Source organism: Streptomyces sp. NPDC047072 (assembly GCF_040643855.1).
In the GTDB taxonomy this organism is placed as follows: domain Bacteria; phylum Actinomycetota; class Actinomycetes; order Streptomycetales; family Streptomycetaceae; genus Streptomyces.
In genome coordinates, this window is the sequence record NZ_JBEYVC010000083.1 from 1 (window position 1) to 19534 (window position 19534).

General features: G+C 72.4%; 15 protein-coding genes and 1 rRNA gene. 11 read left to right on the plus strand and 5 right to left on the minus strand.

Annotation, left to right across the window (positions count from 1 at the left end):
• The 4 genes from ABZ896_RS29795 to ABZ896_RS29810 form a co-directional block, all read left to right on the plus strand.
• A 23S ribosomal RNA gene (locus ABZ896_RS29795) occupies window positions 1-100 on the plus strand; the annotation flags it as partial.
• A 244-nt stretch (window positions 101-344) separates the two neighbouring features.
• Window positions 345-887, plus strand: a complete 543-nt coding sequence (locus ABZ896_RS29800) for a sigma-70 family RNA polymerase sigma factor (protein ID WP_360935855.1) — start codon at window positions 345-347, stop codon at window positions 885-887.
• A complete protein-coding gene (locus ABZ896_RS29805; protein WP_360935858.1) occupies window positions 884-1723 on the plus strand; it encodes an anti-sigma factor in 840 nt (279 codons plus the stop codon). Before ABZ896_RS29800 ends, ABZ896_RS29805 begins: the two co-directional genes overlap by 4 nt.
• A 126-nt stretch (window positions 1724-1849) precedes the next feature.
• A complete protein-coding gene (locus ABZ896_RS29810) occupies window positions 1850-2119 on the plus strand; it encodes a hypothetical protein (protein WP_059207754.1) in 270 nt (89 codons plus the stop codon).
• A 140-nt stretch (window positions 2120-2259) separates the two neighbouring features.
• On the opposite strand, the gene ABZ896_RS29815 is transcribed toward ABZ896_RS29810, so the two are convergent.
• Window positions 2260-3048 carry an ABC transporter permease gene (locus ABZ896_RS29815; protein WP_360935861.1) on the minus strand — a complete coding sequence of 263 codons (789 nt, stop codon included), beginning with the start codon at window positions 3046-3048 and terminating at the stop codon, window positions 2260-2262.
• Complete coding sequence (locus tag ABZ896_RS29820) at window positions 3045-3983, minus strand: ATP-binding cassette domain-containing protein (protein ID WP_360935864.1); 939 nt, start codon at window positions 3981-3983, stop codon at window positions 3045-3047. Before ABZ896_RS29820 ends, ABZ896_RS29815 begins: the two co-directional genes overlap by 4 nt.
• A 63-nt stretch (window positions 3984-4046) precedes the next feature.
• Here ABZ896_RS29820 and ABZ896_RS29825 point away from each other — a divergent pair, with 63 nt between their 5' ends.
• A complete protein-coding gene (locus tag ABZ896_RS29825; protein WP_360935867.1) occupies window positions 4047-4763 on the plus strand; it encodes a TetR/AcrR family transcriptional regulator in 717 nt (238 codons plus the stop codon).
• On the opposite strand, the gene ABZ896_RS29830 is transcribed toward ABZ896_RS29825, so the two are convergent.
• The 3 genes from ABZ896_RS29830 to hmgA are packed head-to-tail and all read right to left on the minus strand — an operon-like array spanning window position 4760 to window position 8053.
• The gene (locus ABZ896_RS29830; RefSeq protein WP_360935870.1) at window positions 4760-5923 is read right to left on the minus strand and encodes a type ISP restriction/modification enzyme; all 1164 of its coding nucleotides are present in this window, start codon (window positions 5921-5923) and stop codon (window positions 4760-4762) included. The genes ABZ896_RS29825 and ABZ896_RS29830 overlap by 4 nt on opposite strands.
• A 26-nt stretch (window positions 5924-5949) precedes the next feature.
• Window positions 5950-6699, minus strand: coding sequence for a GntR family transcriptional regulator (locus ABZ896_RS29835; protein WP_360935873.1), 750 nt, complete (start codon window positions 6697-6699; stop codon window positions 5950-5952).
• Between the two features lie 28 nt (window positions 6700-6727).
• Window positions 6728-8053, minus strand: a complete 1326-nt coding sequence (hmgA, locus tag ABZ896_RS29840) for a homogentisate 1,2-dioxygenase (RefSeq protein ID WP_360935876.1) — start codon at window positions 8051-8053, stop codon at window positions 6728-6730.
• 172 nt (window positions 8054-8225) lie between these two features.
• Here hmgA and ABZ896_RS29845 point away from each other — a divergent pair, with 172 nt between their 5' ends.
• The 6 genes from ABZ896_RS29845 (at window position 8226) to ABZ896_RS29870 (ending at window position 19522) form a co-directional block, all read left to right on the plus strand.
• A complete protein-coding gene (locus tag ABZ896_RS29845; protein WP_360935879.1) occupies window positions 8226-8756 on the plus strand; it encodes a hypothetical protein in 531 nt (176 codons plus the stop codon).
• 64 nt (window positions 8757-8820) lie between these two features.
• A complete protein-coding gene (locus ABZ896_RS29850) occupies window positions 8821-9450 on the plus strand; it encodes a TetR/AcrR family transcriptional regulator (protein WP_360935882.1) in 630 nt (209 codons plus the stop codon).
• 24 nt (window positions 9451-9474) lie between these two features.
• On the plus strand, window positions 9475-10335 hold the full coding sequence (locus ABZ896_RS29855; RefSeq protein ID WP_360935885.1) for a hypothetical protein: 861 nt from the start codon (window positions 9475-9477) through the stop codon (window positions 10333-10335).
• Window positions 10316-15673 carry a caspase family protein gene (locus ABZ896_RS29860; RefSeq protein ID WP_360935888.1) on the plus strand — a complete coding sequence of 1786 codons (5358 nt, stop codon included), beginning with the start codon at window positions 10316-10318 and terminating at the stop codon, window positions 15671-15673. Before ABZ896_RS29855 ends, ABZ896_RS29860 begins: the two co-directional genes overlap by 20 nt.
• Before the next feature lie 80 nt (window positions 15674-15753).
• On the plus strand, window positions 15754-17985 hold the full coding sequence (locus ABZ896_RS29865; protein WP_360935891.1) for a molybdopterin oxidoreductase family protein: 2232 nt from the start codon (window positions 15754-15756) through the stop codon (window positions 17983-17985).
• A 121-nt stretch (window positions 17986-18106) separates the two neighbouring features.
• A complete protein-coding gene (locus ABZ896_RS29870; protein ID WP_360935894.1) occupies window positions 18107-19522 on the plus strand; it encodes a citrate:proton symporter in 1416 nt (471 codons plus the stop codon).
• Window positions 19523-19534: the final 12 nt, after the last annotated feature.

The window sequence follows — 19534 nt, forward strand, 5'->3', positions numbered from 1 at the left end:
GTCGGCTTGTCGCATCCTGGGGCTGGAGTCGGTCCCAAGGGTTGGGCTGTTCGCCCATTAAAGCGGCCGGCTCGTCGCGCTCGTGGGGCGGGTGCGCGCGGTGCTGCTCGCCGGGACCGCCCAGATCGGCGCCCTCGTCGTCATGGGCTCGGTGCGCAGCCGAAACGCCCGCGTGACTCCGCCACGCGGGCGCTCCGGCGCCTTGCGATCGCACGCCCCAGACGACGCGCGCTGATCCGGCCGGGAAGATGACACAGGCTCAACCCCATCCGGAGGTGTGTGCGTTGCGAATACCACGTGGGACGGGACGGCCCAGGTGCGGCTTTGCGGGAGGGGGCGGCGAGTTGGAGGCTGATGAGCTTCTGGTGCTCGTGGCGGGCGGGGACCAGAACGCGTTCGAGGAGCTCTACGGGCTCGTGGCCGGGCCGGTGTTCGGCCTGGTACGGCGTGTGGTGCGCGATCCGGCGCAGTCCGAGGAGGTGTCGCAGGAGGTGCTGCTCGAACTCTGGCGCTCCGCCGCGCGGTTCGACCCCCGCAAGGGCAGTGCCCTGTCCTGGATCCTCACCCTCGCCCACCGCCGGGCCGTCGACCGGGTGCGCAGCGCCCGCGCGGCCGGCGAGCGCGAGCAGCGCGAGGCACGCCGGGCGCACCACCCCGCCTTCGACCATGTGACCGAGGAGGTGGAGGCGGGCCTGGAGCGCGAGTGGGTGCGCCGCTGCCTGGAGCGGCTCACCGAACTCCAGCGGCAGTCGGTGACCCTCGCCTACTACGACGGCTACACGTACCGTGAAGTGGCCGAGCGGCTCTCGCTGCCGCTGGGGACGGTGAAGACGCGGATGCGTGACGGACTGACCCGCTTGCGGGAGTGCCTGGGAGGTGTGGCGTGAGTCTGTTCCGCCGAGAAGACCTCCACTCCCTCGCGGCCCCGTACGCCCTCGACGCGCTGGAGCCCGCCGAGCGGGCCCGCTTCGAGAAGCACCTCAAGGAGTGCGACAGCTGTCCGGCGGAGGTGCGCACGCTGGCCGAGGACGCCGTACGGCTCGCCTGGTCGGCCGCCGCCCCCGCGCCGCCCGCGATGCGCGACCGGGTCCTCGCCGCCGTCCGCGCGACGCCCCAGGAGCAGTCGCCGCAGCGGGCGTCCGACTGGGGGCGGGAGTCCGTCCGGCGGCCGGAGCCGGTCCGGGCGCGCAAGTCGCAGCTGCCGCCCCATGTGTGGGGGGTCCAGCCGCCGCCCAGGAAGCGGCAGCGGCGTCCGCTGTTCGCGCCCTTCGCGACGGCCACCGCGGCCGCGGCGCTGGTCGTCGCCTCGCTCTTCGCCGTCCAGGCCAACCGGACCCAGGACGAACTGGACGCGCAGAAGGCCCAGGCCAGTGAGATCGCCCACGTTCTCCAGGCCTCGGACGCGCTCGCGACCCGCGGTCAGGACGCCCAGGGCCACACCATCGGAGTGGTCGCCTCCGCATCGGAGGGGCGCGCGGTGGTCACCCTGAGCGGGTACAGCGCGCCACCGAGCGGCAGGGTGCGCCAACTATGGCTCATGCGCCCCGACGAGCAACCGCGCTCCCTCGGGCTCTTCAGCGCCGACACGCCCTTGGTCGCGACGGGTCTCGACAAGTCCGCAACATCACTCGCTGTGACCGTCGAGCCCGATGGTGGCTCTCCGCAGCCCACAAGCCAGCCGATTGTCCAACTCGCCCTGAAATCGGTTGGATTCGGAGAGTAATCAAAGAGGGGTCGTCAACACCCTTACGGGGAAGGTGAATCCTGTGACGCCGATACACGTGTGCCCCGGCGGGGCGATAGGGTTAACCTGCCCGGGCCGGGTGGACTCGTACGGGTGGGGAGTGACATGGAACAGATAGCAGTGCGCAGGGCGAGGGTCCCTGCGATCACCTGCGGCAGCAGCGCGACCAGTTCGCGCCTCGACCGCCATCTCTCGGTGCTGTCGGGACCCGCGGTCCCACAGCGGGAGGCGGCCGAGGCGACGTCACTGATGCGTGAGCTGACCGCGCGGGACACCACGAAGCAGGAGCGCAGCGACCGGGGCGCCCGCGTACGCCGTGTCTCGCTGTTCGCGCCGCTGCGCCGGCTGCGCCGTTCGCTGTTCGGCGGGCGCTGAGCCCTACGGCTCGACCGGGCCCACCGGCCCGGGCGCCCCGCTCGGCCGGTCCACCGCCGGCAGCTCGGTGCTGCGCACGTACCGCTCCCTCCCCGCCCGCAACACCCGTGTGCATCACGTCCGTTGACCCGGCGGCGTGATCACCGCTCGCCGTGCGCGTATGTCCGTACGGCGAGCGGAGCGAACACCGCCAGCAGTACCGCACACCAGATCAGCGACCCGGCCACCGGATGCGCCACCGGCCAGGCCGCGCCCTGAGGCACGGGCGCGTTGCCGAACAGCTCCCGCAGGGCCGTGGTCACCGCGCTGATCGGATTCCACTCCGCGACCGTGCGCAGCCAGCCCGGCAGGCCCTCGGTCGGGATGTACGCGTTCGACAGCAGCGGCAGCACGAAGGTCGCCCCGCCCAGCTGACCGGCCGCCTCCTCGCTCCCGGTGAGCAGCCCCAGGAAGATACCGATCCAGGTGGTGGCGAACCGGAACAGCAGCAACAGGCCCACCGCGCCCGCCGCTTCGAGCGCGGCCCCCTCGACCCGCCAGCCCACCGCGAGCCCCACGAGCAGGAACGGCACCATGCCGGCCGCCGTGACCAGCACATCCGCGACCGCCTGTCCGAGCGGTACGGCGGCCCGGCTGACCGGCAGCGTGCGCAGCCGGTCCGTCACGCCCCGGTGGACGTCCTGGGCGGCCTGGAACATCCCGGTCATGATCCCGTTCGCCGCCGTCGCCACCAGCAGCCCCGGCACCAGGAAGGACCGGTACTGGGCGCCCGGCATCGCCAGCGCGCTGCCGAAGACGTAGCCGAAGAACAGCAGCATGGTGATCGGCATGGTCTGGGTCAGGATCAGCAGGCCCGGGGTGTTGCGCACCCGCCGCAGCTGACGTCCGAGCATGGCCGTGCTGTCGTGGGCGTGGGTCAACATGCTCATGCTGCACGCTCCTTGGTGAGCCGGAGGAAGACGTCGTCGAGGGTCGGCGGGCGGATGCTCGCGTCGAGCAACGGCACGCCCGCCGCGTCCAGTTCACGCACCACACGCGGGAGCGTGAGGGTCGTGTCCCGGGTGACCGCGCCGACCGATCCGCGCTCGTGGTCGAACACCGGCTCGCCGCCGGTCAGTTGGTCGAGCACGTCCGCGGCCTTCACCAGGAGGTCCGGGTCGGCGACAACCGCCTCGACGTACGTCCCGACGACCGCCTTGAGCTGGGACGGTGAGCCCGTGCGCGCGACCTGCCCCTGGTCCACCAGGGCGATGTGGTCGGCGAGTTGGTCGGCCTCCTCCAGGTACTGCGTGGTCAGCAGGACCGTCGTGCCCTCCTCCTTCAGCGCGCGGACCGCGCCCCAGATGTCGTTGCGGCTCGCGGGGTCCAGCCCGGTCGTCGGCTCGTCGAGGAAGAGGATCTCCGGGCGGCGGACCAGGCTCGCGGCGAGGTCGAGACGGCGGCGCATCCCGCCGGAATAGGTGGACGCACGCCGGTCGGCGGCCTCGGTCAGCCCGAAGCGGTCGAGCAGTTCGGCGGCCCGCTCCGCCGGCCCCCGCACCCGGTGCAGCCGGGCGAACAGCCGCAGGTTCTGCCGCCCGGTCAGGTCCCCGTCGACCGACGCGTACTGCCCGGTGACGGCGATGGACCGCCGTACCGCCTCCGGCTCGCGGACCAGGTCGTGCCCCGCGACCCTGGCCGACCCGGCGTCCGGGCGCAGCAGCGTGGTCAACAGCCGGACGGCCGTCGTCTTGCCCGCGCCGTTGGGGCCGAGGATGCCGCAGACCGCGCCCCGCTCGACCGCCAGATCCAGGCCGCGCAGGGCGTGGATGGCACCGAACCGCTTCTCCAGACCCTCACTAAGTACAGCGTACGTAGAAATCATGGGTCGACCATAGCGCACTACGTACGCTGTACGTAACTAGGATGGTGTCCGAGGTGATGATCGATGGCAGGCCGAGCGGCCGTACCCGAAGTGATCTGGGCCCGCCCCGAGCGCGCGGGCCGGGGTCCGAGACCGGCGTTCACCCGCGCCGACATCGCGGCCGCCGCGGTGCGGCTCGCCGACGCCGGGGGTCTGGAGGCCGTGTCGATGCGCCATGTCGCGGCCGAGCTGGGCTGCGGGACGATGTCGCTGTACAACTACGTCCCCCGCAAGGAGGACCTGTACGAGCTGATGATCGACGCGATCGGCGCCGAGCACGAGATCCGGGAGCCCACGGGGGACTGGCGCGCCGACATGCGCTACAACGCACTCCAGACGCGCGCGATCATGCTCCGCCACACCTGGGTGCCCCGCCTGATCTCCGGGGTGTACGGCTTCAGCCCGCACACCCTGCGCTACCTGGAGCACTGTCTGCACTGCCTGGAGCCGCTCGCCCAGCCCTACAGCGTCAAGATGGAGCTGGTCGCGCTTCTCAACGGCGTGGTGACGACGTACACCGGCAACGAGATCGCCACCGCCGAGCGCACCCGCAACCTCCCCTGGACCGAGGAGGAGGAGAACGCGGTCCGGATGGCCTACCTCGGCAGCCAGGTGGCCACGGGCGCGTATCCGCGGCTCGCGGCGGCCTTCACGGAGAACAGTGAACCCGTCGACCTGGAAGCGGTGTTCGGGCTCGCGTTGGAACGGGTGTTGGACGCGTTCGACCCCGACTTGCGTTAGATCAGGGCGAGTTGGCCCTCCGGGCCCTCCTCGTGGCCGTCCAGGACGGACGCCGGTCTGCGCGCCGGGTCCGGCACGGGCAGTACGCCGGCCTCGCGCAGCTCGCGCGCGGTGACGGGGGAGGCCAACTCGTTGGCGGGAGGCTCCACTTCGCCTGAGGCTTCGGCCAGCAGCGCCAACACCGTGATCAGCTCCAGCAGCTCCGACGTCCACGCCTGCTGCCAGGTCGCCGGGCGGATCGCCGCGAGCGTGCCCGGCTCCGGCTCGGCGACCCGTGCGCCGAACCACTGCTCCAGGACCCGGACTCCGCCCGCCTCGAAGTCCCAGGACTCCGGCGGCACCGGGGAGATACGGCCCTCGTCGAGCAGCAGGGCCTCCTCCTCGCGGTCGTAGGCCACGGTCAGCGGGCGGGAGGGCAGCGGGGCGCGGACGTAGGGCCGACGGCCGCCGGGCAGCTTCGGGCGGTCGCCGTCGCGGCGCATCAGCCAGAGCGTGCGGCGGCCCGACTCGACGCCCCGCGCCCAGAGTTCGGGATCCGCGGTGAGCGGGACGGTGAGGTCGGGGCGGACGGCGGCGAGTATCCAGGCGAGAAGGTCGAGCGGCCGCACCGGGCTCCCGAGCCGGTCGGTCAGGAACTCGGAAAGACCCGGCGCCAGGTTCGGCTCCGCACCGCCCGGGCGCCGGAAGAGCGGCCGGATGCGACCGGGCCGCAGCAGCGGGAGCACCGATGTGGCGAGGAGTACCGGGCCCGGACCGTCCCCCGACTCCACGACGAACACCTGGTGTTCGTCCGCCACCCGCCACAACTCGGGGCGGGCCGCGTCGATCAGCCGGTGGTCCGGGATCAGCCACTGCTCGTCGAAGGGCGCGTGCAGCACCCGTACGGGCTCGGGGCAGGGACCGGTGGCGCGCGCCAGCCTCTCGGTGCCGCCCGACTGCCCCGGCAGCTGCCCCACCGCCGAGCGCAGGGTGCGGGAGCGGGTCGGCTCGAACAGGGCCTCCCGGTCCGGGCCCTCGGCCTTCGTCAGCGCGTCCCAGCGGGCCTTGAGGGATGCGGCGTCGGGGCCCGTCGGCCACCCCCGGCCGAGCCGCGGCGGTGCGACGGACCACGGCATGAGGTCCGCCAGCGGCGGAGCGTCGTCGTGCGTCACGCTGGGCATCGTACGACCTGCTACGGACAGTGGACTCATGAGGCGTCCAGAGTGACGGTGAAGGAGAACCGGTCGCCGCGGTAGTGGATCACCGCCGCGTCCAGCACCCTTCCCTCCCGGTCGTACGTCACACCCGTGTAGTGCAGGATCGGGCTGAGCAGCGGGACGTGCAGCAGCCGGGCCGTCTCCGGGTCGGCGAGGCGGGCCTGGACGGTGTCCGTGATCCGGCCGATGTCCGCCCCGACCACGTCCCGCAGCACCTTGGTCATCGGCCAACGCGCCAGGTCCGCCGGGTCGATGAGGGCGGCCACCTCCGGACGGACGTAGTTGCGGGCGTGGTTGGTCGGCTCGCCCGTCTTCTCGTCGCTGCGCAGCCGGTGGTACGTCGCCACCTCGTCGATCTCCGGGTAGTACTCGGCGAGTTCGGCCGGCACCGGGCCCTTGCCGTGCTCCAGCAGTTCCGTCGTCATGCCGGACTGCTGGGCCACGATCGCGTCCACCGAGCCGAGCAGCCGTACCGGGCTGGCGCGGCGGGCGTCCGGCTCGATGAAGGTGCCCCGGCGCCGGTGCCGGGTGATCAGGCCCTCGTCCTCCAGCTCCTTCAGCGCCTGCCGCATGGTCAGCACGCTCACCCCGTAGTGCCCCGCCAGCTGCTCCTCCGTGGGCAGCCGCAGCGGGTCCCGCGGCGAGCGGCCGAGTATCGAGGCGCGCAGCGACTGCGACACCTGGTACCAGAGCGGCAGCTTGCGGTTCAGGACGACGGAGTCCGGCGCGAAGGAGGTCACGGGGCTATCCGTACCTTTTACGGATCGCTCAGTGCAACGGGCGGAAGTGCCGCTGAAGGCCCCGCCACACGTCGTCGTAGTGCGGTTGCAGATGGTCCGCGCGGGCCGCCTGGGCGGTGAGGGTGACCGGCCAGCGGGTCTCGAACATGAAGGCGAGGCCGTCGTCGACCTTCTGCGGCCTCAGCTCGGCCGCGCTCGCCCCGTCGAAGGTCTCCCGGTCCGGGCCGTGCGCCGACATCATGTTGTGCAGCGAGCCGCCGCCCGGCACGAAACCCCCTTCTCCGGAGGCCTTCGCGTCGTAGGCGCCCTCGATCAGGCCCATGTACTCGCTCATCACGTTCCGGTGGAAGTACGGCGGCCGGAAGGTGTCCTCACCGACCAGCCAGCGCGGCGCGAAGACCACGAAGTCGACACCGGCCAGGCCCGGGGTGTCGGACGGGGACGTCAGCACCGTGAAGATCGACGGGTCGGGATGGTCGTACGAGATGGAGCCCAGCACATTGAAACGGCGCAGGTCGTAGGCGTACGGCACATGTGTGCCGTGCCAGGCGACAACGTCGAGCGGGGAGTGGTCGTAGGTGGCCGCCCACAGGTTGCCGCAGAACTTGTTGACCACCTCCACCGGCCCCTCGACGTCCTCGTACGCGGCGACGGGGGCCCGGAAGTCGCGGGCGTTGGCGAGGCCGTTGGCGCCGATCGGGCCCAGGTCGGGGAGCTGGAAGGGGGCTCCGTAGTTCTCGCACACATATCCGCGGGCGGAAGCATCCAGCAGCTCCACACGGAACCGCACCCCACGAGGGATCAGCGCGATATGTCCCGGCTCCACATGCAGCAGCCCGAACTCGGTGCGCAGCAGGAGGCCGCCGTGCTCCGGGACGATCAGCAGCTCGCCGTCGGCGTCGCTGAAGACGCGGTCCATGGAGTCGGTGGCGTGGTAGAGGTGCACGGCCATGCCGGTGCGCTGGGTCGCGTCGCCGTTGCCGCCGAGGGTCCACAGGCCGGCCAGGAAGTCGGTCCCCTCGCCGGGCGCCGGGAGCGGGTCCCAGCGCAGCCGGTTCGGGTCGGGGACGGACTCGGTGAAGGGGGCGGTGCGGATCCGGCCGTTGTGGGTGTGGGTGAACGGCGGGTGCGCGGCCGAGGGGCGGATCCGGTAGAGCCAGGAGCGGCGGTTGTGGGCGCGGGGTTCGGTGAAGGCCGTACCGCTGAGCTGCTCGGCGTAGAGGCCGAGAGGCGCGCGCTGGGGGGAGTTGCGGCCGTCGGGCAGGGCGCCCGGGACGGCCTCGGAGGCGTGTTCGTTGCCGAAGCCGTGGAGATGGGCCAGGCCCTCGGCGGTCTTCCGCGCGTCCCCGCTCATGGTCGCTCCTTCGCGTCCGATTCCTATGGGACACCATAGGAATGCGATTTCCGGCTCGCAAGAGGGCGCCGAACGGAACCGACCCCGACGCCGTGACCTCCTCAGGGAGGAGGATGCAAACCAGACTCCAGGGGGATTCGACGTGTCGCACCCGTGTTCTACGCTCCAGCTCATGTCGTGGATGCGGGGACTTCTTGCCGTGCTCGCGCTCTGTGTCCTCCTGCTGACCGGTGTCGCGAGTTGTGGGAGCGGTGGGGCGGAGGAGGGGGGCGGTGGCAAGGCGGTGACACCCGTGGGGAAGGTGCTCGACGACACCGACGACGAGGGGCGCCACTACCGCGAGGTGGGCAAGGGCAACGCCCCCGAGGTGGGCATAGAGGTGCAGCCGAACGACGACGACAGCTGGTCGGTCCGGCTGACCGTGAAGGACTTCCGCTTCTCGGACGCGGGGGCGGGCGAGAAGGCGGTGGCCGGCCGGGGCGTCGCCGTCCTCCTCGTGGACGACCGCCCGGTCACCACCCTGCGCACCCCCTCCTACCGCCTCGCGGCCTCCTACGTCCCGCAGGGCACCCACCGCGTCACCGCCCGCCTGTACGCCGACGACGGCACGGTGTGGGCCGTGGACGGCGACCCGGTCGAGAGCACGGCGGACGTCACGGCCTCGGAGCTGCAGCCCACGCACAGCCCGCAGGGCGGGCGATGAGTACCGCACGCCTCCTGCCCCGTACCGGAGGGCAGGCTTCACCGGACCACGGCGGAAAGGCATCATGAAGCCCGTGCCCCAAGCGACCTCGCTGCGCCGCGCCCCCGTGCAGCGGCGCAGTGCCGAACGGCTGACCAGAATCCTCGACGCCTGCGCCGACCTCCTGGACGAGGTCGGCTACGACTCCCTGAGCACCCGCGCCGTCGCCCTGCGGGCCGGCGTCCCCATCGGCTCGGTCTACCGGTTCTTCGGCAACAAGCGGCAGATGGCCGACGCCCTCGCCCAGCGCAACCTCGAACGCTTCACGGCCAGCGTCACCGAACGCCTCAGTGCGACGGGCGAGGACGGCGACGAGGGCGGCTGGCGCACCGCGATGGACGTCGTCCTCGACGAGTACCTGTCCATGAAGCGCACCGCCCCCGGCTTCTCCCTCGTCGACTTCGGCAACCAGATCCCGGTCGGCGCCCGCCACGCCGAGCCCAACCACCGCGTCGCCGACCGCCTGACCGACCTCCTCTCCGGCTACCTCGACCGCACCCCCGACGACGACCTGCGCCGCACCTTCCTGATCGCCGTGGAAACCGCCGACACCCTGGTCCACCTCGCCTTCCGGGTGGCCCCCGAGGGAGACGAGCGGATCATCCAGGAGATGCGGGAGATGTTGCGGGCGTATCTGGCGCGGGTACTGGACTGACACGGGGGTCCACGGGGGGTACGGATGGCTCGGGTGGTCGGCGTCCACGGCATCGGGCACCAGCACGCGGGGGAGCGGCATCTGCACGCCTCCTGGTACCCCGCGCTCGCCGACGGCCTTGCGCGGGCCGGCTCCGAGGCCGCCTTCGGCCCGGACGACCTGCGCTGCGCGTTCTACGGCGACCTGTTCCGCCCGCCCGGCCGCACCCTCTCCGTCCTGGATCCGCCCCTGACCGCCTCCGACGTCCAGGAGGGCTTCGAGACCCACCTCCTGCTCGCCCTGTGGACGGAGGCCGCCCGCACCGACCCGGCCGTCGTGCCGCCCGACGCCCGCACCCTCGCCCGCGTCCCCGGCACCGCTCAGCGCGCCCTCAACGCCCTCAGCCGCTCCCGGTTCTTCGCCGACGTGGCCCTGCGCGCCCTGGTCCTCGACCTGAGACAGGTCCGCGCCTACCTGTGCGACCCCGCCGTCCGGGACGCCGTACAGGAACGGCTCGCCGCCGCCGTCACCGACGACACCCGGGTCCTCGTCGGACACTCGCTCGGCAGCGTCGTCGCTTACGAGGCCCTGTGCGCCCACCCCGAGTGGCCGGTCCGGACCCTGGTGACCCTGGGCTCCCCGCTCGGTATCCGGAACCTCGTCTTCGACCGGCTCCGAGCGGGCCCCGACGGCAGACCCGGCGACTGGCCGGGCGGCCTGCGCACCTGGACGGCCATCGCCGACGAGGGGGACGTGGTCGCCCTCGTGAAGGACCTGCGCCCCCTGTTCGGGGACCGGATCGCCGGCCACCTCGTCCACAACGGCGCCCGCGCCCACGACGCGACCCGCTACCTCAACACCCCGCAGACCGGCCGGGCGGTGTCCGATGGCTACGGCCCCGGCTGAGCCGCCCGCGCCGCGGCGCTTCCTCATCACCACCGCCGTCACCGACGTCCGCGCCCACCCCGAGGCCGAACGCCCCGAACTCACCGACGACGTCCACCGCATCGACGACCTCTTCCTCGGCGGCCTCGGACTCGGCTACGTCCGTGGCGCGGACCCCGGCCTCAACCCCACCCGGGACCGTCTGACGGCCACCCTGCGCGCCTTCGCCACCGACCCCGACCGGCGCCCCGACGACCACGTCGTCCTCTACCTCGCCGCCCACGGCGTCACCGCCGAGCACAGCGGCCGGCACTACCTCCTGCTCCACGACAGCGACGCCCGCGACCTGCGCGGCACCGCCCTGCCCACTGAGGACCTGGTGTCGTACCTCTGGGAGGACACCGCCGTCGAACGCCTGCTCGTCCTCATCGACGCCTGCTATGCCGAGGAGGGCACCGACCGAGCCCTGCGCCGTGCCCTGGAGGACCGGCGCTTCCGCGAACCCGGCACCGGCCACGGCGGCACCGGGCTCGTCCTGGTCGCCTCGTCCCGCCGCAAGGAGGAGACCTGGACCGGAGCCCTGGCCGCCGCCTTCGACCGGGCCGTACGACGCGAGGCGGTCGCCGGGCACGCGCCCGACCGGATCGCCCTGGACCAGGTCATGGCCGCCATCAGCGCCGACCCCGAGGTCCCGCCCTCCCAGCGCCCCGTCTGGTCCCTCACCCACGCCACCGGCGACATCCCCGCCTTCCTGCCCAACCCCCGCCACCTTCCCGACGCGGACGGGCTCAAGCTGGACGAGATCGACCGGATCGTCGCCGTCCGCACCCGCGAACGCGACACCCGGGAACAGGACATGCGGGGCTTCTTCCTGCCCCGCGCCCGAGGCACCGACGTCCCCACCGAGGAGGTCTGGGACTTCACCGGCCGCCACACCGCCCTGGGGGACCTCACCACCTGGCTCGACCCGCGCCGCACCGAGGAACGCCTCTGCGTGGTCACCGGCGACCCCGGCTCCGGAAAGTCCTCGCTGCTCGGCATGGCCGCCGTCCTCACCGACCCGCAGCGCGCCGCCGCCGTACCCCGCCGGGAACTGCCGTCCGTGCTGCCCCGGCCCGACGACATCGACGTTCGTATCAACGCGAGCCACCTCTCCACCCGGCAACTGCTGGACGCCCTCTCCGCCGCAGCCGGCTGCGCCGCCGACTCCCTGGGCGCCCTCACCGCCCACCTCCAGACCCGCGCCCGCCCCCTCGTCGTCCTCATCGACTCCCTCGACGAGGCCCTGGCCCCCCACGAGACCGTCGACGAACTCGTCGCTCCCCTCGCCGACCCCGCTCGCCGCCTCCCCGTCCGCCTCCTCGTCGGCGCCCGCCCCCACATCGCCGCTCGCCTCCCCGCCGACGCGCCCCGCATCGACCTCGACTCCGACCGCTACGGCGACCCCGGTGCCGTCCGCGCCTACACCCGCAAGCTCCTGGGCGCCCCCGGCTCCCTGCTGCGCACCGCCGACCCTCGCCTCCTCGACGCCGTCGCCGAAGCCGTCGCCGAGGCGGCCGGGCGCTCCTTCCTCGTCGCCCGCATCACCGCCCGCACCCTCGCCCGCGACCCCCATCCGCCCGACCCGCACGACCGGCGCTGGCGCGAGGAACTCCCGCGCCTGCCCGGTGAGGCCATGGAACGCGACCTCGTCCAGCGCCTCGGCCCCCTCGCTTCCCGGGCCCGCGAACTCCTCCTCCCGCTCGCGTACACCCAGGGCGCGGGCCTCCCCTGGGCGGGCGTGTGGCCGCGCATCGCCACCGCCCTCACCGGCCGGGAGTACGGCGACGAGGACATCGTCTGGCTCAGACACGCGGCCGGGTCGTACGTCGTGGAGAGCGTCGAGGAGGGCGGGTCGGTGTACCGGGTGTACCACCGGGCCCTCATCGAGTACCTGCGGGAGGGACGGGATTCCCGCGCCGTCCAGCGGACCGTCACCGAGGTCCTGCGGGGAATCGAACACCCTTATGTGCGACGGTACTTGGCACTCCACGCCGGCGAGGGAGGGGTGCTGGACGCACTGGTCCAGGACGCCTCCTTCGTCCTCGGCGCGGAGCCGGGGCGTCTGCTGGGCGCACTGCCCGGACTCCGGACCCGGGAGGGGCGGCGGGCCGGGCAGGCGGTGCGGGATCTGGAGCCTGTGCTGCGGGAGCGGGCGGGGATCGGAGCGGATCCGGAGGGGAGGGCGCGGCTGCGGCTGGCGGCGGTCTGCCGGAAGGCGGAGGAACTGGCGGAGTCGTGTGATGCGGGGGAGGCGGGGGTGCCCTGGCGGGCCCGGTGGGCGGCGTGGAATCCGCATGAGGGGGATCGGCGGTACGACGGGATGAGCGTAGGGCTCGGCTCCGGGGTGGTGGTGCCGAGGGAGGACGGGGCGCGGTTCCTGGACCTGGTGCACAGGGGCGGCGGGCGGTGGGTGGACCTGGACCAGGGCTCGAGGACGCGCGCTTCGCAGGCGCGGGCCGACTGGTACACGAGCGCGCTGACTTGGGTTCCCCAACTGGCCGACAGCGTGGCCGGTCTGTGGTTCGACCGGCAGCTCGTGCTCGACAACGGCCGGGTGGAGGGCACCGGTTACGCGCGGCTTCTGCATGTCTGGCAGCAGGACCGGATGCGGACGTGGCTGCTGCCGACGGACGCGGCTCTGGACGCGGCGCATCGGATCCTCCCCGTGCTCGCGGACCAACTGGCCGTGCTCGTGGGACAGGACGGATCTCCGGGTATGGCGGCCCTGCTCTTCGACACCGGCCATCTCCTCGTCTACTCGCTCACCACCGACCCGCTCTACCCACCGCTCGACCGCCGGGCCCGCCGAAAGCTGTTGTCCTGGGAGATCGACGACTGGCAGGAGCGCTCCGCCCAGTTGACGGCCCTTTGCGTCCGGGTGCTCTCCCCGGACGACGGCCGGCACATCACCGCGTGTGCTGCACCCCGTGAACTGCCCGTAGGAAGACTGCTGTTGGGCCACGCAGACGGCAGAGTCACCCAGTACTGGCCGCTGGGCGGGGAGACCGAGGAGGAGGCGGTCACCGGCCACACGGGCCATGTCACCGAGATGGCCCCGGTGTACGGCCACCCCCTGGGCCGGCTCCTCGTCACCGCAGGGAACGACGGCACCGTACGGCTGACCTCCCTCACCACGGGCGAGCCCGTCGGAACCCTCCTCCACATCCCCGCCTGGATCGCCTCGATCGCCGTACACCGGGTCGGCCGCCAGTGGATCGTCGCCGTGGTCTCGGCCGACGGCCAACTGCACCGCGTCGACCTCGACAGCGGCCGGCCCATCGGCCTGCCCCTGCGCGTCGACCGGGGCACCTCCGTCCGGGCGGAGACCTTCGACCTCGGCCTCACCCCCTGCGTCTCGGTCCAGGGCAACAACCGAGGCGTCCAGGTGTACGACCTCCTCACCGGCGACCGCGTCGGCGGCCAGGTCCGGGACCACGAAGCCGCTGCCCTGTGCCGGGCCGCCGGCACGGTCTGCGTCGGCGGCACCGACGGCGTCGTACGCCTGTGGCCGTCCCCGCACGCGGCGGACTCCACGTATCTGACCGCCCATGAGCGCGAGGTGCTCGCGGTCGGGGAGATCCGGGGGCCGTCCGGGGCACCCGCGCTGGTCAGCGTCGGCGCGGACCACTGGATCCGGTGCTGGGACCTGGACCGGCCCCACGAGCTGTGGCGCCACCAGCACCCTGCCGACCGGAGCGGCTGGCAGGACCCGCTGGTGTATCGCGCCGCCGTCGGTCGGGACTTCGTCGCCACCGCCGAATACCGGGGGCAGGTCAGGATCCTGGTCCTGAAGGACGGACTCCCGTGCGCCGAGCAGAAGTTCACCATCCCGGAGATCCCGACCGCGCTCACCACCGGCCGGGTGCGCGACCGGGACATCCTGGTCGTCGGCACCGACACCGGGCGGCTGGCCTGCTGGGACATGAGCAGCGGCCGTATGTACGCCTACGGCCCCCAGCCGGACGCCGACCTGTGGGTCAGCGCCCTCGCCCTGCACCCCGACGGCTCCGGAAGGCTCGCCGTGGGCGGGCTCGACGGATCGGTGCGGGAGTGGACCCTGCCGTCCTGCCACCCGCTCGGGCCGGCCCACGCCGGGCACCGGGGGGCCGTGCGGGGGCTCGTGTACACGCCGTCCGGGCTGGTGGGATGCGGGCTCGACATGCGGCTCGTCTCGTACGACGACGGGTGGGAGCGGCGGATGCCACGCCCCCTCGTCTCCCTGGACCTGGCGGAGGACGGGCTGCTGTGCGGGGACGACCGGGGACAGATCTGGCGGCTGCGCGAGGCGCCGGCGGGGCGTCGGGTGGTGGAAGGGCTGGACGCGGTCCGTCCGGTCACGGCCGTCGCCGCGCTCGCGGTCGCCGGGGAACCCGCCGTCGTGGTGGGCGGCCGGGACGGGGCGCTCCAGGTGCGGGAGGCGGAGCGGGGCACGCTGGTGCGACGGCTGCGGCCGGTGGGGGAGGCCGAGGTGGTCCATCTGGTCGGCGGGGGAGGACGGTTGTTCTCCCTCGACCACGACGGACTGCTCCAGTACTGGGACTTCGGGCCGGACGGGCCGGTCACCACGGAGGGGACGCCGCGGTACCTGCCGCTGCCGCACACCGACCGGGACACGATGCTGACGGTGCTGCGGGAGGGCGGCGGGCCTGCGACCCTGGTGTCGGTCTCCTGTCCAGACTATGACCGGGTCTGGGTGCACGACGTGACCGGGGACCGGTCCCTGGCCGACCGGTTCCCGGTCCACGAGGCCGCCTACCGGCCACAGGCCGTGCACTGCGGGGGCGTGCTGCTGGTGGTCATGGCCGTCGGCGACGGCTTCGCACACGTGTACGACGTGGCGGCGGCCCGCTGGGCGCTCCTCCCGGTGCCGGACACCTGGCTGCTCGCGGTCTTCGTACTGCCCGGCCCGGACGGCGACGAACTGCTCCTGGTCAGCGACGACGGCACCGCGATCGTGCCCTGGGCGGCGCTGCGGACCCGGTTCGGGGCACCCGGCGCGCCACCGCCCCGGCCCCGGCGGCTCCGGTGGCTCGGCCCGCTCCGCCGGTACGTCCCCCGTTCCCTCCTCCTCTCCGGCACCGCGCCGATCTCCACCCACGAGCACGCGCTGCCCCTCCCCTACCCCGACCGGGTCGTCCTCTTCCCGGACCACGACACCTACGCCATGGCCGAAGGCCCCCGCGTCGCCGTCCTCCGGGTCCGCTCCGGAGAGGTCCTCCACACCATCGACCTCCCCTCGTACTGCACCTCCCTCGCGGTCGGCCCCGAGGGCGAGCTGATCGTCGGCACCGACAACGGCGTAATCCTGTTCGACTGACCGGCGGGAACCCCCTCGCCGTCGTGCGTACCGGTCGGTATGCTCGCGGCACCAGGCAACGCCGCCCCCCGGGAGGACCCGTGTCCCGCACCGCTCTGCGTATCTGCCCGCTGTGTGAGGCCACCTGTGGGCTGACCCTCACCATCGAGGGCACCCGAGTCACCGGCGCGCGCGGTGATCGTGACGACGTGTTCAGCAAGGGGTTCATCTGTCCCAAGGGTGCCTCCTTCGGGGCCGTCGACGGCGACCCCGACCGGCTGCGGACCCCGCTCGTGCGCCGGGACGGCGAGCTGCACGAGGCCACCTGGGAAGAGGCCTTCGACGCGGTCGCCGCGGGGATCCGGGGCGTGGTCGAGCGGTACGGCGCCGACTCCGTCGGGGTCGTCCTCGGCAACCCCAACGTGCACACCGTGGCCGGCGGTCTCTACCCGCCGGTGCTGCTCGCCGGACTCGGCACCCACAGCGTCTTCACCGCGTCCACCGTCGACCAGATGCCCAAGCACGTCTCCAGCGGACTGCTCTACGGCGACGCGAACGCCATCCCGGTGCCCGACCTCGACCGCACCGACCACCTGCTCCTCCTCGGCGCCAACCCCCTGGAATCCAACGGGAGTCTGTGCACCGCCCCCGACTTCCCGGGCAAGCTCAAGGCGCTCAAGGTCCGCGGTGGCACCCTCACCGTCGTCGACCCGCGCCGCACCCGCACCGCGAAGCTCGCCGACCGCCACCTCGCGATCCGCCCCGGCACCGACGCGCTCCTCCTCGCGGCGATGGTGTACACCCTCTTCGAGGAAGGCCTCGTGGACACGGGGGAGTTGACCCCTCATCTTCAGGGGCTCGACGAACTCCGGGAAGCCGTAAGGGACTTCACCCCCGAGGCGGTCGCCGACGCCTGTGACGTGGACGCCTCGTCGACGCGTACTCTCGCTCGCGAACTCGCCGCCGCCCCGACCGCCGCCGTATACGGCCGCATCGGCAGCTGCACCGTCCCGCACGGCACCCTCGCCAGCTGGCTCGTCGACGTCCTCAACATCCTCACCGGCAACCTCGACCGGCCCGGCGGCGCGCTCTTCCCGCAGGCCGCCACCGACCGGACCCCGCGCCCCGCCGGACCCAGCCACGGCTTCGCGCTCGGCCGCTGGCACTCCCGGGTCGGCAAACACCCCGAGGCCAAGGGCGAGTTGCCGCTCTCCGCGCTCGCCGAGGAGATCGACACCGCGACCGCGGAGGGCGAGCCGATCCGCGCCCTGATCGCGATCGCCGCCAACCCCGTGCTCTCCGCCCCCGACGGCGACCGCCTCGACAAGGCCCTGGACTCCCTGGACTTCATGGTCAGCGTCGACCCCTACCTCAACGAGACCTCGCACCACGCCCACGTCGTGCTGCCCCCGCCGCCCCCGTCCCAGAGCCCGCACTACGACTTCGCCCTCACCACCCTCGCCGTGCGCAACCAGGTCCGCTACAACCGCCCCGCCGTCCCCCTTGAGCCCGGCAGGATGGCCGAGTCGGAGATCTTCGCCCGGCTGATCCTCGCCGCCACCGGCATGCACGGCGCCGACCCGGCCGCCGTCGACGACATGGTCGTAGGGCAGACCCTCGGCAAGGCCGTGAAGACGCCGTACTCCCCGGTCCACGGCCGTGATCCGCGGGAACTCGCCGCGCTCCTGACGGGCGAGTCCGGCCCCGAGCGGCGGCTCGACCTGATGCTGCGCCTCGGTCCCTACGGCGACGGGTTCGGCGTACGACAGGACGGGCTGAGCCTGGAGAAGCTGCTCGCGCGTCCGCACGGGATCGACCTCGGGCCGTTGGAGTCCCGGCTGCCGCAGCCGCTGAAGACCGCGAGCGGCAAGGTCGAGCTGCTCCCGCGGCCGATCGCGGACGACCTGCCCCGGCTGCGGGCCGCCCTCAGGCGGAAAGCGGACGGACTCGTCCTCATCGGCCGCCGGCATCTGCGCTCCAACAACAGCTGGATGCACAACGTCCCTTCCCTCACCGGCGGCACCAATCGCTGCACGCTGCACATCCACCCCGAGGACGCCGAGCGGCTGGGCGTGCTGGACGGGAGCGCGGTGCGGCTCAGGGGCGCCGGGGGAGAGGTCGTCACCGAGGCGGAACTCACCGACGTGGTACGACCGGGCGTGGTCAGCCTCCCGCACGGCTGGGGCCACAACCGGCCCGGCACCCGGCTGAACCACGCGGCCCAGGACCCCGGTGTCAACGTGAACCAGCTGCTCGACGGCAGTCTCCTGGACCCGCTGTCAGGCAACGCGGTCCTCAACGGAGTACCCGTCGAAGTGATCGCAAAGCCGTGACCAGCAGTTTTGCGCTTATTGCTCGCACGTCAACGTCTTGTTAACGTCACTTGACGGGTCCTAACGTCATCGCACTGCCGACTCCGGTGGGAGTTCAAGGGCGAACGTTAGGTATCCACTCATGTTGACCATCCTCGGCTTCGCCATGATCGCGACCTTCCTGGTCCTGATCATGATGAAGAAGATGTCGCCGATCGCGGCGCTCGTCTTGATCCCGGCACTGTTCTGCGTCTTCGTCGGGAAGGGCGCCAAGCTCGGTGACTACGTCATCGAAGGCGTCACCAGCCTCGCCCCCACCGCGGCGATGCTCATGTTCGCGATCGTCTACTTCGGTGTGATGATCGACGTCGGCCTCTTCGACCCGATCGTCCGGGGCATCCTGAAGTTCTGCAAGGCCGACCCGATGCGGATCGTCGTGGGCACCGCGGTGCTCGCCGCGATCGTCTCGCTCGACGGTGACGGCTCGACCACCTTCATGATCACCGTCTCGGCGATGTACCCGCTGTACAAGCGCCTGAAGATGAGCCTGGTCGTGATGACCGGTGTCGCCGCCATGGCCAACGGCGTGATGAACACGCTGCCCTGGGGCGGCCCGACGGCCCGCGCGGCCACCGCGCTCAAGGTCGACGCCAGCGACATCTTCGTCCCGATGATCCCGGCCCTGGCCGTCGGCCTGCTGGGCGTCTTCATCCTGTCGTACGTCCTCGGCATGCGGGAGCGCAAGCGGCTGGGCACCCTGACGCTGGGCGACGTGCTGGTCGAGGAGAAGGTCGAGGAGACCGAGACGGTCCTCGTGGGCGCCGGCGGCGGTTCGGGCACCTCCGGCACGGTCAAGACCACCGGCGGATCCGGTTCCGGCACCGACGCCCCCGAGGAGGACGGCGACGAGGAGCGGTTCCAGGTCCTCGACCCGAACCGCCCCACCCTGCGCCCCAAGCTGTACTGGTTCAACGCGCTGCTCACGGTCGCCCTGCTGACCTGCATGATCATGGAGTGGCTGCCGATCCCGGTGCTGTTCCTGCTCGGCGCCGCGCTCGCGCTCACCGTGAACTTCCCGCACATCCCCGACCAGAAGGCCCGCCTCGCGGCCCACGCGGACAACGTCCTCAACGTCTCCGGCATGGTCTTCGCCGCCGCCGTCTTCACCGGCGTCCTCCAGGGCACCGGCATGGTCGACCACATGGCCCGCTGGATGGTGGACGTCATCCCCGGCGGCATGGGCCCGCACATGGCCCTCGTCACCGGCGTGCTGAGCCTCCCGCTCACCTACTTCATGTCGAACGACGGCTTCTACTTCGGCGTCCTGCCGGTCCTCGCCGAGGCCGGCGCCGCGCACGGTGTCACCCCGCTGGAGATGGCCCGCGCCTCCCTCGTCGGCCAGCCCCTGCACATGTCGAGCCCGCTCGTCCCGGCCGTCTACGTCCTGGTCGGCATGGCCAAGGTGGAGTTCGGCGACCACACCAGGTTCGTGGTCAAGTGGGCCGCGCTCACCTGCCTGTTGATCCTCGGGGCGGGCATCGTCTTCGGCATCATCTGACCAACTCTCCAC

What these genes read in the sequence shown, in the direction of transcription:
- ABZ896_RS29850 (WP_360935882.1), top strand. Translation starts at nt 8,821, where the DNA reads ATGAAGCCCGTGCCCCAAGCGACCTCGCTGCGCCGCGCCCCCGTGCAG.
- ABZ896_RS29860 (WP_360935888.1), top strand. Translation starts at nt 10,316, where the DNA reads ATGGCTACGGCCCCGGCTGAGCCGCCCGCGCCGCGGCGCTTCCTCATC.
- ABZ896_RS29845 (WP_360935879.1), top strand. Translation starts at nt 8,226, where the DNA reads ATGTCGTGGATGCGGGGACTTCTTGCCGTGCTCGCGCTCTGTGTCCTC.
- ABZ896_RS29825 (WP_360935867.1), top strand. Translation starts at nt 4,047, where the DNA reads ATGGCAGGCCGAGCGGCCGTACCCGAAGTGATCTGGGCCCGCCCCGAG.
- hmgA (WP_360935876.1), bottom strand. Translation starts at nt 8,053, where the DNA reads ATGAGCGGGGACGCGCGGAAGACCGCCGAGGGCCTGGCCCATCTCCAC.
- ABZ896_RS29855 (WP_360935885.1), top strand. Translation starts at nt 9,475, where the DNA reads ATGGCTCGGGTGGTCGGCGTCCACGGCATCGGGCACCAGCACGCGGGG.
- ABZ896_RS29815 (WP_360935861.1), bottom strand. Translation starts at nt 3,048, where the DNA reads ATGAGCATGTTGACCCACGCCCACGACAGCACGGCCATGCTCGGACGT.
- ABZ896_RS29830 (WP_360935870.1), bottom strand. Translation starts at nt 5,923, where the DNA reads ATGCCCAGCGTGACGCACGACGACGCTCCGCCGCTGGCGGACCTCATG.
- ABZ896_RS29820 (WP_360935864.1), bottom strand. Translation starts at nt 3,983, where the DNA reads ATGATTTCTACGTACGCTGTACTTAGTGAGGGTCTGGAGAAGCGGTTC.
- ABZ896_RS29810 (WP_059207754.1), top strand. Translation starts at nt 1,850, where the DNA reads ATGGAACAGATAGCAGTGCGCAGGGCGAGGGTCCCTGCGATCACCTGC.
- ABZ896_RS29870 (WP_360935894.1), top strand. Translation starts at nt 18,107, where the DNA reads ATGTTGACCATCCTCGGCTTCGCCATGATCGCGACCTTCCTGGTCCTG.